At 72.7% G+C, this 16,180-nt stretch carries 17 protein-coding genes; 5 read left to right on the forward strand and 12 right to left on the reverse strand.

Features of this window, described 5'->3' with window-relative positions; all coding sequences use genetic code 11:
* Positions 1-11: 11 nt before the first annotated feature.
* The 8 genes from K3554_RS06975 to K3554_RS07010 all read right to left on the reverse strand — a co-directional run bounded on the left by K3554_RS06975 (position 12) and on the right by K3554_RS07010 (position 6,320).
* The gene (locus K3554_RS06975; RefSeq protein ID WP_259945313.1) at positions 12-1,343 is read right to left on the reverse strand and encodes a glutamine synthetase family protein; all 1,332 of its coding nucleotides are present in this window, start codon (positions 1,341-1,343) and stop codon (positions 12-14) included.
* Positions 1,340-2,146 (reverse strand): ABC transporter permease subunit, encoded by an 807-nt coding sequence (locus K3554_RS06980; RefSeq protein ID WP_259945315.1) that lies wholly within the window; start codon positions 2,144-2,146, stop codon positions 1,340-1,342. Before K3554_RS06980 ends, K3554_RS06975 begins: the two co-directional genes overlap by 4 nt.
* A complete protein-coding gene (locus tag K3554_RS06985) occupies positions 2,143-3,042 on the reverse strand; it encodes an ABC transporter permease (RefSeq protein WP_259945316.1) in 900 nt (299 codons plus the stop codon). The genes K3554_RS06980 and K3554_RS06985 overlap by 4 nt, the downstream gene beginning before the upstream one ends.
* A 200-nt stretch (positions 3,043-3,242) precedes the next feature.
* Positions 3,243-3,977 carry a transporter substrate-binding domain-containing protein gene (locus tag K3554_RS06990; RefSeq protein WP_259945319.1) on the reverse strand — a complete coding sequence of 245 codons (735 nt, stop codon included), beginning with the start codon at positions 3,975-3,977 and terminating at the stop codon, positions 3,243-3,245.
* A 22-nt stretch (positions 3,978-3,999) separates the two neighbouring features.
* Entirely contained in the window at positions 4,000-4,770 is a 771-nt protein-coding gene (locus tag K3554_RS06995) for an amino acid ABC transporter ATP-binding protein (RefSeq protein ID WP_311200382.1), read from the reverse strand.
* Between the two features lie 27 nt (positions 4,771-4,797).
* Positions 4,798-5,508 (reverse strand): PhnD/SsuA/transferrin family substrate-binding protein, encoded by a 711-nt coding sequence (locus K3554_RS07000; RefSeq protein ID WP_259945322.1) that lies wholly within the window; start codon positions 5,506-5,508, stop codon positions 4,798-4,800.
* Positions 5,505-5,951 carry a TerB family tellurite resistance protein gene (locus tag K3554_RS07005; RefSeq protein WP_259945325.1) on the reverse strand — a complete coding sequence of 149 codons (447 nt, stop codon included), beginning with the start codon at positions 5,949-5,951 and terminating at the stop codon, positions 5,505-5,507. Before K3554_RS07005 ends, K3554_RS07000 begins: the two co-directional genes overlap by 4 nt.
* 66 nt (positions 5,952-6,017) lie before the next feature.
* The gene (locus K3554_RS07010) at positions 6,018-6,320 is read right to left on the reverse strand and encodes a DUF1330 domain-containing protein (RefSeq protein ID WP_259945328.1); all 303 of its coding nucleotides are present in this window, start codon (positions 6,318-6,320) and stop codon (positions 6,018-6,020) included.
* A gap of 109 nt (positions 6,321-6,429) precedes the next feature.
* On the opposite strand from K3554_RS07010, the gene K3554_RS07015 reads away from it, so the two are divergent.
* Both K3554_RS07015 and K3554_RS07020 read left to right on the forward strand, forming a co-directional pair.
* Positions 6,430-7,224: a MipA/OmpV family protein gene (locus tag K3554_RS07015; protein WP_259945330.1), complete on the forward strand. Its 795-nt coding sequence runs from the start codon at positions 6,430-6,432 to the stop codon at positions 7,222-7,224.
* Between the two features lie 62 nt (positions 7,225-7,286).
* Positions 7,287-8,333 carry an ion channel gene (locus K3554_RS07020; RefSeq protein ID WP_259945331.1) on the forward strand — a complete coding sequence of 349 codons (1,047 nt, stop codon included), beginning with the start codon at positions 7,287-7,289 and terminating at the stop codon, positions 8,331-8,333.
* 261 nt (positions 8,334-8,594) lie between these two features.
* Here the strand turns inward: K3554_RS07020 and K3554_RS07025 are convergent, their stop codons facing one another.
* From K3554_RS07025 to secG, 3 genes are all read right to left on the reverse strand, one after another.
* Positions 8,595-8,768 carry a CsbD family protein gene (locus tag K3554_RS07025; protein ID WP_259945332.1) on the reverse strand — a complete coding sequence of 58 codons (174 nt, stop codon included), beginning with the start codon at positions 8,766-8,768 and terminating at the stop codon, positions 8,595-8,597.
* A gap of 82 nt (positions 8,769-8,850) precedes the next feature.
* Entirely contained in the window at positions 8,851-10,491 is a 1,641-nt protein-coding gene (locus K3554_RS07030) for a CTP synthase (protein WP_259945333.1), read from the reverse strand.
* A gap of 133 nt (positions 10,492-10,624) precedes the next feature.
* Complete coding sequence (gene secG, locus K3554_RS07035) at positions 10,625-10,981, reverse strand: preprotein translocase subunit SecG (protein WP_259945334.1); 357 nt, start codon at positions 10,979-10,981, stop codon at positions 10,625-10,627.
* Between the two features lie 129 nt (positions 10,982-11,110).
* Between secG and K3554_RS07040 the strand changes: the two genes are divergently transcribed.
* From K3554_RS07040 to K3554_RS07050, 3 genes are all read left to right on the forward strand, one after another.
* The gene (locus tag K3554_RS07040; protein WP_259945336.1) at positions 11,111-11,416 is read left to right on the forward strand and encodes a four-helix bundle copper-binding protein; all 306 of its coding nucleotides are present in this window, start codon (positions 11,111-11,113) and stop codon (positions 11,414-11,416) included.
* A gap of 67 nt (positions 11,417-11,483) precedes the next feature.
* Positions 11,484-12,779, forward strand: coding sequence for an adenylosuccinate synthase (locus K3554_RS07045; protein ID WP_259945338.1), 1,296 nt, complete (start codon positions 11,484-11,486; stop codon positions 12,777-12,779).
* Positions 12,780-12,791: 12 nt separating this feature from the next.
* Positions 12,792-13,031: a DUF2842 domain-containing protein gene (locus K3554_RS07050; RefSeq protein WP_259945341.1), complete on the forward strand. Its 240-nt coding sequence runs from the start codon at positions 12,792-12,794 to the stop codon at positions 13,029-13,031.
* Between the two features lie 101 nt (positions 13,032-13,132).
* On the opposite strand, the gene K3554_RS07055 is transcribed toward K3554_RS07050, so the two are convergent.
* Complete coding sequence (locus K3554_RS07055; protein WP_259945343.1) at positions 13,133-16,060, reverse strand: hypothetical protein; 2,928 nt, start codon at positions 16,058-16,060, stop codon at positions 13,133-13,135.
* Between the last annotated feature and the right edge of the window lie 120 nt (positions 16,061-16,180).

Consider the following 16,180-nt stretch of genomic DNA (forward strand, 5'->3'; position numbering starts at 1 on the left):
GGCCGCGCGGGTCAGACCACGTCGAGATACAGCTCGGTGCGCTGGGCGGCGTCCAGCTCCGCGATGTCTCGCAGCTCCTGGCGCTTGGTGCGCACGAGGTTGTCGATCAGCGCGCCGGGCAGGATGCGCGCGGTCCAGGGGTCGGCCTCGAAGCGGTCGATGGCCTCCTCCCAGGTGGCGGGGATCTGCGGCAGGTCCATGGCGTAGGCGTTGCCCCGCACGGGCGGCGGCGGCTCTGCGGCGTCCTCAATGCCACGGAGGGCCGCGCCCAGGATCGCCGCGAGCGCGAGGTAGGGGTTGATGTCGCCGCCCGCGACGCGGTGCTCGATGCGGCGCGCGGCCGGCGGGCCCGAGGGGATGCGCACGGCGGTGGTGCGGTTGTCGTAGGCCCAGGCGAGGCCGGTGGGGGCGTGGGCCTCGGGCACCAGCCGCGCGTAGCTGTTGGCGTGGGGCGCGAAGCAGAGGGTGGTGGCGGGAGCGGCGGCCAGGCAGCCGGCGACCGCGTGGCGCAAGGCATCGGTGCCGTGGGGGCCGCCGTCGTCGAACACGTTGCGGCCCTCGGCGTCCAGCACCGAGAAGTGCACGTGGAAGCCGTTGCCCGCGTAGTCCGGGTAGGGCTTGGCCATGAACGAAGCGGCGAAGCGGTGGGCGCGGGCCAGACCGTGCAGGAGCAGCTTGAACAGCCAAGCGTCGTCCGCGGCCTTCAGGGCGTCCGCCTGATGCATCATGTTGATCTCGAACTGCCCCAGCCCGGCCTCGGAGATCGCGGTGTCGGCCGGGATGTCCATGGCTTCGCAGGCATCGTAGACGCCGGTGAAGAAGCGGTCGAAGCTGTCGAGCTGGCGCAGGGCCAGCGTCTCGGCCCCGAGCCGCCGCTTGCCGGAGCGGGGCGAGGGGGGCTGGCGCAGCACCTGCGTGGAGTCGTCGATCAGGTAGAACTCCAGCTCCGTCGCCACCACGGGGGTGAGGCCGCGCGCGCGGTAGCGCTCCAGCACCGAGGCCAAGGCGTGGCGCGGGTCGCCCGCGAAGGGGCGGCCGTCGTCATGGAACATCCAGTGCTGCAGGAGCGCGGTTGGCGTCTCCAGCCAAGGCATCGGCACGTAGCCCCGATCCGTGGGCAGCAGCACGCCGTCGGGGTCGCCGGTCTCGAACACGAGCGGCGAGTCCTCGACGTCCTCGCCCCAGATGTCGAGGTTCAGGACCGAGAAGGGCATGCGCGTGCCCTCGGTCTCCAGCTTGCCGGCGTAGCGGCGGGGGATGCGCTTGCCGCGGGCCTGGGCGTTCAGGTCGCAGGCGACCGCGCGCACGGAGTGGATCGCGGGGTTCGCCTCGAGCCAGCTCATCGCAGGAAGGCGGGGCGCAGGCGCATCGGCGCGCGGCGCTCGGCGGGCAGGTGCCGGTTGAGGCGGCGATTGATGGTGCCCATGAGCGCGATGATCCCGAGGGTGAGCAGGATGAAGTAGCCTGCGAGGATGGGGTAGGGGACGAAGGGGTTGAACGTCTTGTCCGCGAAGTAGCTGGCGTAATACAGCGCGTCGCCCCGCTGCTGGCGCGCCGGGAAGCCGGTGAAGAACACCAGCGTGGTGGCGTGGAACAGGAAGATCGCCTCGTTGGTGTAGGCGGGCCAGGCCAGCCGCAGCATCGTGGGCCAGGTGATGCGGCGGAACCGGCGCCAGCCCGTGAGCCCGTAGGCCGAGGCCGCCTCCAGGTCGCCGCGCGGCACCGACTGGAGCGCGCCGAAGAAGATCTCGCCCGAGTAGGCGGCGGTGTTGCAGAACAGGACGACCAGCGCGCCGGCCCAGGCCGAGGTGAAGGGCGTGAAGACCGGCAGCGGGCCCTTCAGGGCCAGGAACGCGAAGTAGGCGAAGAAGAACTGGATGAAGAGCGGCGAGCCGCGGAACAGGAACACGAACCACTCCGCGGGCTTGCGGGCCCAGGGGTGCGGGCTGGCCTTGCCCACGGCCAGCAGCGTGGCAAGGGCGAAGCCCGCGAGCAGGGCAAGGGCGCCGAAGTAGACGTTCCAGATCATGCCCGAGCCGATCAGCACGAACTGCTCGCACAAGGTGAAGTCGGAGCGGGGCAGCAGGCGCTCGCCGTAGCCCAGCGAGCGCAGGGCGTAGGACTGGACCGTCTCCCAGCAGCTCATGCCGCCGGCCCCGCGGGCGCGGCCCGGCGCAGTGCCTCGCCGCCCGCCGTGGCCTGCCCATGGCTGAGGCGGCGGGTGAGGCGGGCGAGCACGATCTCGGACAGCTTCGTGAAGGCGAGGTAGAAGACCAGCAGGGCCAGGAAGTACCAGATGGTCCAGTCGCCGTGGGGGTAGTCCGAGAAGCGCGCGGTCTTGGAGGCGCCCAGCTCGCGCGCCCAGTAGACGATATCCTCGACGCCGAGCAGGAACAGGAGCGGCGTGGCCTTCACGAGGATCATCCACAGGTTGCCGAGGCCCGGCAGCGCGTAGATCCACATCTGCGGCACCACCACCCGGCGGAAGGCCTGGCGCGGCGTCATGCCGTAGGCCTCGGCGGTCTCCACCTGCGCGCGGGGCACGGCGCGCATGGCGCCGAAGAGGACGTTGGCCGCAAAGGCGCCGAACACGATCGCGAAGGTGAGGACGGCGAGCGCGAAGCCGTAGACCTCGTGGACCCACTGGGGCGCGTTGCCCAGGGGAAGCTTGGCTGCGGCGCAGACGATGAAGTCGTTGCCCTGGCGCACGGGCTGGTCCCAGTCGGGGCACAGGGCGTGGTGGCGCAGCCACTCGAAGCCCTGGTCGAGGGCGATCACGAAGAACAGGAAGAAGGCGATGTCGGGCACGCCGCGCACGATGGCGATGTAGCCCCGGCCCAGCCACGCGAGGGGCGGGAGCGGCGAGCGCGCCGCCATGGCGCCCCCCATGCCGAAGGCCAGCGCCGTGGGGGCGGTCACGGCCAGCAGCACCAGCACGGTGCCGAAGGCGGCGTAGAAGCTCAGGTGCTTGCCGGTCGTGAGGTAGCAGGCGAGCCAGCCGAGGCCCTCGAGGGTGGAAGGGTCGGCGCAGGCGGCGAACACGCCTCAGGCCCCCACGCGCCGTCGTCCGCCCGGGCGGGCGGGGCCGCACGAAAGCGCGGTGACGTAGGGGTGGGCAGTGGATCCAGACACCGGGAGCCGCGTTACCTCTGCACGACGTCGAACCGCGTCGACTGTTTGAGTTCGTTGGTTCACGAGTGCCGGGGGCGGATCCGTAGATCCGCCCCCTTTTGCCGAAGCGCTCAGTCGAAGGTCTTGGCGTCCTCGCCGAACCACTTCACGATCAGCTCGTTGAGCGTGCCGTCGTCCTTCATCGACTGGATCGCGGCGTCGAACTTTTCGCGCAGTTCCGAGTCGCTCTCGCGCAGGCCGAGGCCGATGCCGCCGCCCAGGGGAACGTCGTCGCCCACGAACATCAGCTCGCCGCCCGACTCCTCGACCGTGGGCGCCAGCGCGTCCTTGTCGGCGAACACCGCATCGGCCTCTCCGTTGCGCACGGCCGCGACCGTCTCGTCGTAGGTGGCGAACTCCAGGAGGGTGGCGCCCGACTCGGCTACGTGGCCGGCCTGGATGGTGTTGGTCTGCGCCGCGACCACGCCGCCCGAGAGGTCCGCGCCCTCGTCCATGGCGACGTAGGCCGAGGCGGCGGGCGGGAAGTAGTTCTGGGTGAAGTCGATCACCTCGTCGCGCTCGTCGGTGATCGACATGCCGGCGATGATCGTGTCGTAGTTGCCCGAGGTGAGGTTCGGGATGATCGAGTCCCACTCGTTGGTGACCCACTCGCAGGTCAGTTCGGCGCGGGCGCACAACTCGTCGCCGACCTCGCGCTCGAAGCCGTCGACCTCGCCTGCGTCATTGAGGAAGTTGTACGGAGGGTAGGCGCCCTCGGTGCCCATGCGGACCACCGAGTGGGCGTCGGCTAGGGCGGCGCCGGTGGTGACGGCCAGGGCGGCCGCGGCGACGATCAGGTTCTTCATGGTCGGTCTCCCGTTGGTATCCTCAGGCGGCGGTCGCGCTGAGGAATTGCCGCAGTCTTTCGCTGCGTGGTTGCGAGAACAGCGCGCCGGGCGCGCCCTCCTCCTCGATCCTGCCCTTGTGCAGGAAGATCACGTGGTCCGAGCAGTCCCGGGCCATGTCCATGTCGTGGGTGACCAGGAGCATCGTGCGTCCCTCCTCGGCCAGCGCCTTGATGACGCGCACCACCTCCTGCTCCAGCTCGGGGTCGAGCGCCGAGGTCGGCTCGTCGAACAGGAGCGCGCGGGGTTCCATGCACAGCGCGCGGGCGATCGCGGCGCGCTGCTGCTGTCCGCCCGAGAGCTGCGCGGGCCAGGCATCCGCCTTGTCGCCGATGCCCACCTTGTCGAGGTAGTGGCGCGCCCGCTCCTCCACCTCCGCGGGGTCGCGCTTGAGCACGTGGACCGGTGCCTCCGTGACGTTCTGCAGCACGGTCATGTGGGACCAGAGGTTGAACTGCTGGAACACCATCGAGAGGTTGGTGCGGATGCGCGTCACCTGCTTCGCGTCGGCCGGGTGGCGGTGGTGCCCCTTGCCGCGCCAGCGCACCGGCTCGCCCTCGAACAGGACCTCGCCGTCCTGGCTGTCCTCCAGGAGGTTCACGCAGCGCAGGAGCGTGGACTTGCCGGAGCCCGACGAGCCGATCAGCGAGACGACCTGCCCCTGCGGCGCCCGGAGGTCCACGCCCCGCAGCACCTCGAGCGCCCCGTAGGATTTGTGGAGGTCTCGGACTTCGATGACGGCGGCTTCGGGCACGGGGGTCCTGCGGTGGGGTCGGGCGAGTTACGCCGCATCCGCCGCGGATTTGCAACCGAACGGGGCGGGGAGGGGCGGCGAGGCGGCGGTGAACGCTGCGTCAACCTCCGCCAGCCCGCGCAGGCCGGTGCGGCGGCGGTCGGACGCCGCGAGGTCCGCCAGCGCCGCGCGGAGGGCCGCGCGCAGCGGCGCCACCAGCGCCGGATCGCCCGTGAGGAGGGGCGGTGCCGGGGTGGGAGCGGTCCACGCCCGCACCGCGAGGCGGGGGTGCGGCGCGAGGCGCCAGGACACCGCATCGATGGCGGCCACGTCGGCCTCGCCGGCCGCCACGGCGCGCATGGAGGCCTCGTGGCTGCCGGTGGCGAAGGCGGCGCGGAGCGGCAGGCCGCCGAGCGCGCCCCAGCCCGACTGGCTCTCCCAGTCGTTCACCGCGGCGCGGGCGAGGGCCGCGACGGGGCGCGGGTCATCCAGGCGCGCGACCAGCGCCGAGCGGTAGAGGCCCGGCGCGGCCACGCCGAAGTCGAGGGCACCGACCACGTGGAGGCGGCCCACGAGGTGGCGGCGCCAGACCGGCGCGCAAGTCTGGGTCAAGAGGATGTCGGGCCGCTGCCAGTGGCGCGCGCAGTCGGCGGGCCAGGACAGCGACTCGGGGCCGAAGCCCAGGTGCGCCCGGGCCGCCCGCCACAGCCGCTCCAGCACGGGGCGGGCGGCGGGATACCAGGGCAGGGCGGCGATCACCCCGGGATGTCCCGCTCGACCCGCTGGCGCGCCAGCGCGGAGTCGCGGTCGGTCACGCCGAGGAGGTTGGCCACGAGGCGCAGCAGCGCGTCCTCGTCGTCGTCGCGCTCGCCGTCGGCCAGCACCACGGCCCACATCGCCTCGAGCACCTTCGTGCGCTCCTCGACGTCCACGGCGTCCTTGATGGCGCGGGTGAAGCGCACGGTGTCGGGGGCCTCGGCCTCCAGCGCCTCGGCCTCGGCGCGCAGCGCGGCGGCGCCTTCGGCGTCGAGCCCGTGGCGGCGGGCGAGCACGGCGTCGATGCGCCGGCGCTCCACCGCGGCGTAGTCGCCGTCGGTGCGGGCGACGCGCACCAGGAGGGCGGCGAGGGCGAGGCGGCTGTCGGGTTCGGGCAGGCGCTCGGGCGCGGGGGCCGCGAGGCGGCGGAGGAGGTCGGAGATCATGGCGGGCCTCTTACGGCGTCGGAGTTCCGAGGGGAACTAGCGGCGCTCGCGCCCGTGGGGAGGGCATCAGGCCGGCTCGCCTTCCCAGCCCTCGCAGATCACCAGATCGGTCTCGGAGATTCCGCGGCGCAGATCGACCGCCTGCTGGTAGGCGTCGGAGCGGTAGCAGGCCAGCGCGGCCTCGTAGGAGGGGAACTCGATCACCACCGTGCGGGGCTTGGCCGCGCCTTCCACGTCCTCGCGCGCGCCGCCGCGCACGAGGAAACGGCCCCCGTGGGCGGTGAGCGGGGCGGCGTTGGCGGCCCGGTAGCGCTCGTAGGCGGCGGGGTCGTCGACCCGGCCGTGGGCGATCCAGTAACCTTTTGGCAACGATTTTGTCCTTCCCTGGCAAAACACGGCAACCTTGCGGCGTTGCGGGTGGTTCTCTCCGTGATACGCTTCAGAAGCGCGCAACGCCAACGCTCCGAGTTCCCGCCCCATGTCCAAGACCATCGCCTTCGCCGCTGCCCTCCTGGCGCTCGCTGCGCCCGCCGCCGCCCAGGATGCGGCGCGGACCGGCCCGTCCACGCAAGGAACCGGCGGCCCCGCGCTGGGCTTCACGCTGCGCGGCGGCGTGCAGTCCACGCCCAAGTACTTCGGCGCCGAGAGCAACGAGGTCGGCCCCGACCTCGGCGCGGAGCTGAACTACCTGAACCTCGGGCCGCTGTCGTTCGGCGACCCCGACCCGCTCTACCGCCCCGAGGGCTTCGGCGTGACCGGCTCGTTCCGTTTCGTGGACGAGCGCTCGGCCTCGGACGACGCGGCGCTCGCGGGCCTCGACGAGGTGGATTCCGCGATCGAGCTGGGGGCGGGCGTCCGCTACGCCGCGCCCTCCTACGAGGTGTTCGGCGCCGTGCGCTACGGCGTGACGGGCCACGAGACCTTCGTGGGCGAGCTGGGGGCCGACGTGTTCTCGCGCCCCACGGACCGCCTCACCTTGCGCGCCGGCCCGCGTGCCCTGTTCGGCACCGACGATTACGCCGACACCTACTTCGGCGTCACCCCGGCCGAATCCGCCACCAGCGGACTGGCCACCTACGATCCGTCGGGCGGCCTGATCTCCGCGGGCGTGGAGCTGGGCGCGGGCTACCGCCTGTCGGACAGCTGGGGCGTGGACGCCACGGTGCGCTACGACGTGCTGACCGGCGACGCGGGCGACAGCCCGGTGGTGCTCGACCAGGATCAGGTCTCGGCCTCGATCGGCGTGACCCGCCGCTTCACCTTCGGCTTCTGATCCCACCGACGGGAAGGGACACGCGACGGAACCGGGGGCGCATCCCGGGGGGTTGGTGCCCCATGCACCGCCCCTTCGCCACCCTCGGCCCCGCGCTCGCCTTCCTCCTCCTCGCCGCTCCCGCCCCCGCGCAGACCGCGGACCCGGCGCCCCTGTCCGTCGCGGTGCTGGACCGGCCGCCCTTCGCCATGCGCGACGCGGCCGGGCTGCACACCGGCATCGCGGTGGACCTCCTGCGTCTCGCCGCCGACGACATGGGGATGGCGCTCCGGCTGGAGCCTGCGGATGACGCCCTCACGGCCTTGAACGCGGGCGCCGACGTCGTGCTGCCGGTGGAGGCCTCGCCCGCGCTGGAGGCGGCAGCCAGCCTCACCCACCCGATCTACTCCGCCACGCTCGGCGTCGCCTCGGAGCGCGAGAGCCGCGTGCTCTCGGTGCTCACGCGCCTCGCCTCGTGGGACTTCCTGCGCCTCCTCCTGTCGCTCTCGCTGCTGCTGCTCGGCGTGGGCGCGGTGGTCTGGGCGCTGGAGCGCAGGAAGAACGGCGAGATGTTCTCGGAGTCCGCGTCGAAGGGGCTCGGCGACGGCTTCTGGTGGGCGGGCGTCACGCTGACCACGATCGGCTACGGAGACAAGGCCCCGGTCACGGCGCTGGGGCGCGCGGTGGCGATGCTGTGGATGCTGATGGGCCTCGCCGTGTCGGCGGCCCTCACTGCGACCATCGTCACGCTGGCGGGCACGGGCGCCGGAAGCCTGACCCTGCCCGAGGACCTGCAGGGCCGCAGCATCGCGGTGGTCGAGGGCAGCGCCGCTGCGGCCTATGCCGACCGGCAGGGGCTCGCCTTCGTGCTCTACGACGGACCCGAGGCGGCGGTGGCGGCGGTCGAGGAGGGGCGGGCCGACGCGGCCCTCGGCGCTGCGCCGTCGCTGCGGCGCGAGGCGGAGCGCACGAAGCTCGCGCTGACCACCACGCGGCTCGATCCGGTGCTGATCGCCTTCGCGCTGCCCGAGGGCTCCGCGCTGCTGGAGCCGCTGAACGTCGCACTGCTCCGGGTGATGGCGTCGGAGGCCGGGCGCGAGACGGTGCTGCGCTATCTCCCCGACGGCTGAGGTGCCCGATTCCGCCATGCGGAACGGGAATTGCGCGATCCGGGCGTTGCACGGTGACGGGTGGACAGCATCGGCGGAAAATGGCCGAATGCAAACACCGGTTGAACGGACGTCGAGGCGCTCGCGCAAATCCGCCATGTCGGTTTCCGTGCCCGAAGGGGTGCGGCGCAGCCTCGATCAGTCCCCCCGCGTCCCGTCCGGCGGAGCGGCGCGGGGGGCACCCGCGGGCGCCCCGGTCCTCCGGGGCGCGCGGTCGTGGCGTCAGTCCTTCAGCTTTTCCTTGGCGTCGCCGTAGCCCTTCTGGACCTTGCCCTCGACCTGGTCGGCCTGGCCTTCGCGCTTCATCTTGTCGTTGCCCAGAAGGTCGCCGGCCTCTTCCTTCAGCTTGCCGCCAAGATCCTTGCCCTTGCCTTCGGTCTGATGTTCGTTCGCCATGGGGATGTCCTCCTGTTGGACTGACCCAACCGCGGAGAATCATAGATGTTCCAAGGCGTTGCGCCGCTCGGCGGCCCGCCGCCTAGACCAGCCGCGACTGCTCCTTGGCGGCGCGCACGAAGTCGCGGAACAGGGGGTGCGGCGCGAAGGGCTTGGACTTCAACTCCGGGTGGAACTGCACGCCGATGAACCACGGGTGGTCCGCCCACTCCACGATCTCGGGCAGGCGGCCGTCGGGCGAGAGGCCCGAGAAGCACAGGCCCTGCGCCTCCAGCGCCTCGCGGAATGCGATGTCCACCTCGTAGCGGTGGCGGTGGCGCTCCTCGATGGCGGTGGCGCCGTAGACCTCGGCCACCCGGGACCCGCTCCGGAGCTGGGCGTCGTAGGAGCCAAGGCGCATGGTGCCGCCCTTGTCGTCGGTCTTCTGGCGCGTGACCTTGGCGTTGCCCTTCACCCATTCCTTCAAGTGATAGACCACGGGCGTGAACGCGCGCGGGTCGTCGCCCGCGAACTCCTCGGAGGCCGCATCGGCCAGCTCGGCCGTGTTCCGCGCCGCCTCGATCACCGCCATCTGCATGCCGAGGCAGATGCCGAGGTAGGGCACCTTCTTCTCGCGCGCGAACTGAGCGGCCCGGATCTTGCCTTCGGTGCCCCGCTCGCCGAAGCCGCCGGGCACCAGGATCGCGTGGAAGCCCTGCAGATGCGCGCCCGGGTCCTCGCGCTCGAAGGTCTCCGAGGGGATCCACTCGGCGCGCACCTTCACGCGGTTGGCGATGCCGCCGTGGGTCAGCGCCTCGGCGATGGATTTGTAGGCGTCCTCGAGCTGCGTGTACTTGCCCACGATCGCCACCCGCACCTCGCCGTCGGTGTTGCGGATGCGGTCCACCACGTCCTCCCACTGGTCGAGGTTGGGGCGCGGGGCGGGGGTGATGCGGAACGCATCGAGCACCGCCTGATCCAAGCCTTCCGCATGGTAGGCGAGGGGGGCCTCGTAGATCGACTTGAGGTCCTGCGCCGCCACCACGGCGCCGGGGCGCACGTTGCAGAAGAGGGCCAGCTTCTCGCGCTCCTTCTGCGGGATCGGGCCTTCCGAGCGGCACACCAGGATGTCAGGCGCCAGCCCGATCGAACGCAGCTCCTTCACGGAGTGCTGGGTGGGCTTGGTCTTCAGCTCGCCAGAGGCCTTGATGTAGGGAAGGAGCGTCAGGTGCATGAAGATGCACTGGCCCGGGTCCTTCTCCTGCGCGAACTGGCGGATCGCCTCGAAGAACGGCAGGCCTTCGATGTCGCCGACCGTGCCGCCGATCTCGCAGAGCATGAAGTCGACCTCGTCCTCGCCGATGCGGATGAAGTCCTTGATCTCGTCGGTGACGTGCGGAATCACCTGGATCGTCTTGCCCAGGTAGTCGCCGCGCCGCTCGCGCTCGAGCACGTTGGAATAGACCCGCCCCGAGGAGATGGAATCGGTCGCACGGGCGGCGACGCCGGTGAAGCGCTCGTAGTGGCCGAGGTCGAGGTCGGTCTCGGCGCCGTCGTCGGTCACGAAGACTTCGCCGTGCTCGTAGGGGCTCATCGTGCCCGGATCGACGTTCAGGTAGGGGTCGAGCTTGCGCAGGCGCACCGTGTAGCCCCGCGCCTGCAGCAGCGCCCCGAGCGCGGCCGAGGCCAGCCCCTTGCCGAGCGACGACACCACGCCGCCGGTGATGAAGATGAACCGTGCCATGGAAGTCCCCGCGTTTCGGCCGGCGCCGCGCGCCGGGCCCGTAGCCACGGGATTCGAACGTAGCACCGCCCCGCGGGGAGCCGCAACCGGCGCCCCGGGGTCAAGCCCGGCCCTCGTCCCGCGTGGTGAGCGTCTATTCGGAGCGCGGCGGCGTCAGCGGCGCGTCGGTGGCGGACGGCGGCAGCAGGCCCTCGCCCACGGGCGGCAGCGCGACGCCGCCGTCCTCCGCCGCCGGCGGGGGCAAGAGGTCCACCACCGAGCCCGAGCCGGACCGCGTGCCCGCCACGATGGTGAGCGCGATCGAGGTCGCCAGGAACGCGATCGCGAAGCCCCAGGTCACCTTGGTCATCGCGCTGGCCGCCTGGCGCCCGGTCATGGCGCCGCCGCCCCCGCCCATGCCGAGCCCGCCCCCCTCGGAGCGCTGCAGCAGCACGATGCCGATCAGCCCGAGGGCCAGGATCAGGTGCACGACGAGCAGGACGTTTTCCAAGGCGGCGCTCCGGTTCCGAATGACCCGCGCTGTCTAGAGACCGGGGCGCGGCGCCGCAAGCCCGGGGGCGGAACGGGCGCGCCGTGCCGCGCATTGGGGTGAAGTCACTGGACGCGAAGGAGAATCGCCATGGACGACTGCGCCGAAGCCTGCGCCGCCTGCATGAACCGCTGCGCCACCTGCCTCGACAAGTGCATCGGGATGGACGGCATGGAGGCGTGCATCCGCGCCTGCCGCGACTGCATGCTGATCTGCGCCACCTGCGCGCGCCTGTGCGCCGCCAACAGCGACATGGCGCCGGCCCACGCCAAGGTCTGCGCCGAGGCCTGCGAGCGGTGCCACGAGATCTGCTCGGGCCACGACAACGAGCACTGCCGGGCCTGCGCCGAGGCCTGCAAGCGCTGCATGGAGGAATGCCGCAAGATGGCGGCCTGACGACCGCCCTTTCGCCGGGCGCCCCCCCGCGCTAGAGGGGCGCCCGCGCAGCCGGGGGATACGGGTCATGGCGAACGTGGTGGTGGTCGGCGCCCAGTGGGGCGACGAGGGCAAGGGCAAGATCGTGGACTGGCTCTCGGAGCGGGCCGACGTGATCGCCCGCTTCCAGGGTGGCCACAACGCGGGCCACACGCTGGTGATCGACGGCAAGGTCTACAAGCTCCACGCGCTTCCGTCGGGCGTGGTGCGGGGCGGCAAGCTCTCGGTGATCGGCAACGGCGTGGTTCTCGACCCGTGGCACCTGATGGAGGAGATCGCCACCTTGCGCGGGCAGGGCGTGGAGATCACCCCCGAGACGCTGGTGGTGGCCGAGAACACGCCGCTGATCCTGCCGCTCCACGGCGAGCTGGACCGCGCCCGCGAGGCCGCCGCCACCGGAAACGTGAAGATCGGCACCACCGGGCGGGGCATCGGGCCGGCCTACGAGGACAAGGTGGGCCGCCGCGCGATCCGGGTGGCAGACCTCGCCGACGCCGCCACGCTGGAGGCCCGCGTCGACCGCGCGCTGCTGCACCACGACGCCCTGCGCCGCGGGCTGGGCATGGAGCCGGTGGACCGCGAGGACCTGCTCGCGCGCCTACGCGCCGTCGCCGCCGACCTCCTGCCCTTCGCCGGCCCCGTCTGGCGCCGCATGGACGAAGCGCGCCGCGCCGGCCGCCGCATCCTCTTCGAGGGGGCCCAAGGCGCTCTGCTCGACATAGACTTCGGCACCTACCCTTACGTCACCTCGTCGAACGTGATCGCCGGTCAGGCGGCCACTGGGGTCGGCCTCGGGCCGGGCGCGATCGACTTCGTGCTGGGCATCGTGAAGGCCTACACCACGCGCGTCGGCGAGGGGCCGTTCCCGACCGAGCTGCACGACGCCGACGGCGAGCGCCTCGGCACCCGCGGCCACGAGTTCGGCACCACCACCGGGCGCAAGCGGCGCTGCGGCTGGTTCGACGCCACCCTCGTGCGCCAGACCTGCGCCACCTCGGGCGTGGACGGGATCGCGCTGACCAAGCTCGACGTGCTGGACGGGTTCGAGCGCTTGCGCATCTGCACCGGCTACCGGCTGGGCGACCAGACGCTGGACCACCTGCCCACCGCCGCCGAGGCGCAGGCCCGCTGCGAGCCGATCTACGAGGAGATGGAGGGCTGGAGCGAGTCCACGGAAGGCGCGCGCTCCTGGGCCGACCTGCCGGGCGGGGCCATCAAGTACGTGCGGCGCATCGAGGAGTTGGTGCGCTGCCCGGTCGCGCTACTGTCCACCTCGCCCGAGCGCGAGGACACCATTCTGGTGCGCGACCCGTTCGAGGACTGACGAGGAGCGCCCATGGCCCTGCGCTACAAGACCCGCAAGCGACTGAGCTACCTGCTGATCTTCGTCGGGCTGCCGCTCTACGTGGTGGTTGCCGTCACTGTCGTGGGCTGGTTCGACCGCCCCCCGATCTGGCTCGAGCTTCTGCTCTACGCGGTGCTGGGCGTGCTGTGGATTCTGCCCTTCCGCGCCGTGGTGCGCGGCGTGGGCCAGCCCGATCCAGACGCGCCGCCGCCCCCGGCGGACGAGCGCTAACGAGCGACCTTCCACGGGGCGGTCCCGGGGGCCGCGTCGCGCCGTCCCCGGAACGCCAAACGCCCCCTTGCGGGGGCGCTCCATCGGTCGTGGTAAGGCTCTCAGCCCGCGCGGCGGGTGGCGGCGGCCAGGAACCGCGAGTTCTCGTCGAGCACGAAGCTGCCGCGGCGCTGCTTGCGGATCGTGCCCTCGCGCAGGAGCTGGCCGAAGGCGCGCAGCCCGTCCTCGCGGCTGAACGTGTCGTCGGCCTCCGAGGCGAGGTGGAGGAGGCGGGGGCGCGAGAAGCTCTCCTCGCCCATCACCTGCACGCTGTAGGCCGCCGCCGCCTCGAGCACCTCGGCGAGGTCCTCGGCGCCGAGCCGCGCCGCGAAGGCCTCGAACTCGGTGTCTGCGGCGCCGCCCTGCGCGGTGCCCTCGGCCGCGGTCGCGTTCACCGCGGCCAGCATCTCCAGCTCCTCGGTGTCGGCCTCGATGGCACGGCGCACGCGGCGGGGCCGCACGCTCTCGCTCGGAGCGCCCGCGGTCGTCGCGGCGGTGGGCTCCTCCTCGATCCGCTGCGCCGAGACCAGCACCAGCGGCGCGGGGCGCGGGGTCGGCCGCTCGGTCCGGCCCGCGCCCTCGGCGGGCGGCGAGGCGCGGCGCGGGCGCACCGTGCTCGCGAGGTCCGCGCGGTAGGCGCCGGTGTCGTCCTCGCGGGGCTGGTCGAGCGAGCTGTCGGCCCGGCGCGCGGCGACCGCCGCCTTGAGGTGCGAGATGTTCGCATGCGCCCGGCTGGTCTCCACGCCCGACAGGCGGCTGTCGGTGGCGGCGAAGAGCCGCTCGAGGTCGGGGCTGCCGTCGGAGGACTGCGCCGCCTCGCCCCCGTCGGTCCGGGGCTCCTCGGCCGAGGCGGCCTCGGGGCGGGCCGCGCGGCGGTCGGTGGCAGGCGCGTCCGGCGCGGCGTCGTCCCCGGCGGGGCCGGCCACTTCGGCGGCCTCCTCGGCGACGTCCGTTTCGCGGTCCTCTTCGTCCACGGTGTTTTCGGCGGCGATGCGACGAAGCTCGGCCTCGATGTCGTCCTCGCCGGCCTCCGCCTCGGGCTCGGTGCCCACGGGGTCGGCGTCGGCCGCGGCCAGCAGCGCCTCGAGGTCGTCGGGCAGGTCGTCCTCGTCCTGATCCTCGTCCGCCGCGTCCATCGCGGCGGCGGGCTCGTCGCCCTCGGCCGCGATCAGGGCGAGCTCGGCAAGCAGGTCGGCGTCCTCGTCCTCGTCCATCGCGGCGGGCGCATCGTCCGCCTCGGCAGCCGGCTCCTCGAAGGCGGGCGTTTCGGCGATCGGCTCCTCGAAGGCAGATTCTCCGAACGCAGGCGCCTCGTCGGCTTCGGCGGCGGGCGCCGTTTCCGGCTGGTCGGAAACCGTGTCGGGCGTAACGTCCCGCGCGAAGTCGTCGGCCTCGGCCTCGACCGGCGGCAGGTCCGCTTCGGCCTCCGGGGCGGCCGTGGCGGTCTCGGCCGGCTCGTCCGCGGCGGCGATCGGCGCGGGGTCCGCGCGTCCGAGGCGGCGGATGCGGATGCGGCGCAGGCGGCGGGCGGGCTTCCGGTCGGTCGCGCCCTCGGACAGCTCCTCGGCGACCACCTCCTCGGCCGTCTCCACGGCGTACGGCAGCGCCTCGGTCTCCGCAGCGGCCTCGTCGGCAGCCTGCGGGTCCATGGGGGCGTCCGATGCGTCGTCCGCAGCAGCGTCGTCGGCGAGCGCCGCATCGGCCTCGTCCGCTTTGCCCACCGCGTCGGCTCCCTCGTCGTGTGCCTCCGGCGCGTCGTCGCCATCGAGCGCCGCCGGCGCCACGTCCGCATATTCGAACGCCAGTTCGGGCGCCTCGTCCATGCCCACCACGGCTTCCTGGTCCGCGGCATCGGCAGGGGCGGCCATCTCGTCCGCTTCGACGGTCGCCGCGTCCTCGATATAGGCGCCGTCATCGCCTTCGCCGTAAGCGAGGTCCGCAGCCACCGTTTCGGCGCCCGTCGCTTCCGCCTCGCCGTCCGGCTCGGCGTGGAGCGTGCCGTCGGCGGCGACGATCTCGGCCGACGCCTCGCCGGCATCCGCCTCGCGGTCCTCGGCGGTCATGTCCTCGCCTTCCGCCTCGCCGCTGAATGCCACTTCCTCATCCCCGGCAGGCATCTCGTCGGCTTCCTCGGCGACATGCTCGGGCACGGCCCCCGAGGAGACGGCTTCGGAGGCTTCCGCGCGGTCCGCCTCGGTGGCCTGCGCGAGCGCGGCCACTGCGCTCGACGCGCTGAGCGGCTCGTCCTCGTCGTAGGCGTCGATGTCGGCGGTCTCGTCGGCGGGAATGTCGATGCGGAAGGTGGGGCGCGCCGCCTCGTCCTCGAAGCGCGCGGCGAGGCTGGCGGCCTCGCGGGCGCCCTCGGCGCGGTCGGCCTCCACCATGCCGCGGATGCGGGCGAGCTTCGCGGCCACGGAGTCGTCCGAGGTCGCGCGCCGGGCGGGGGCCGTGAAGGCGGCCTCGCCCACGTCGTCCTCGGCGTCGTCGATCGCGTCGAGGTCGATCACCTCGGGCGCGCGTGCCGCGGCCGCGGCGGCCTCGGGCTCCGCCTCGGGGGCCGCGGGCTCCGCGGCGGGCGCTTCGGTGACCGCCGCCTCGGCGGCCTCCGGCAGGGCTTCGGGCGCGGCCTCGCGGCGCGGCGCGGCCAGCGGCATCGGCGCCGCGCTCTCGGCGGCCTCGGCGGCGATGCGCGTCGCGGTGTCCACCGCGGCCGGCTCGGGCGCCACGTCCTCGGAGGGGCGCAGGGTCACGCCCTCGCCGCCCTCGTTCGGGCGCGCCTCGACCTGGCGCTTGGCGCGGGCCTCGGCGATGGAGCGCAGCATGGCCATGTCTGGGGTCGGGGGCTCGGCGCCGAAGTAGCGGTCCTCGGCGGCCAGATCGCGGAAGTACTCCGCGATGTCGGTCATGGTCGAGAAGGGGTCGTCGAAGCCTTCCAGCGTGCAGGAGAAGGTTCCGTAGGCAACCGTCAGGATCTTGTTCGCGGGTGTCATGCTGTCATACCGCTTTCTCCCCGAGCCCCGGGGTCTGTCTACCACGTTCACCGCGCACCTAACGATAGGATTCAAGACAATTCGTGCCCGGATCGGGACGATTTGCGGAAACGAAGGGCG

This window comes from Jannaschia sp. W003 (genome assembly GCF_025144335.1).
Taxonomy (GTDB): Bacteria; Pseudomonadota; Alphaproteobacteria; order Rhodobacterales; family Rhodobacteraceae; genus Jannaschia.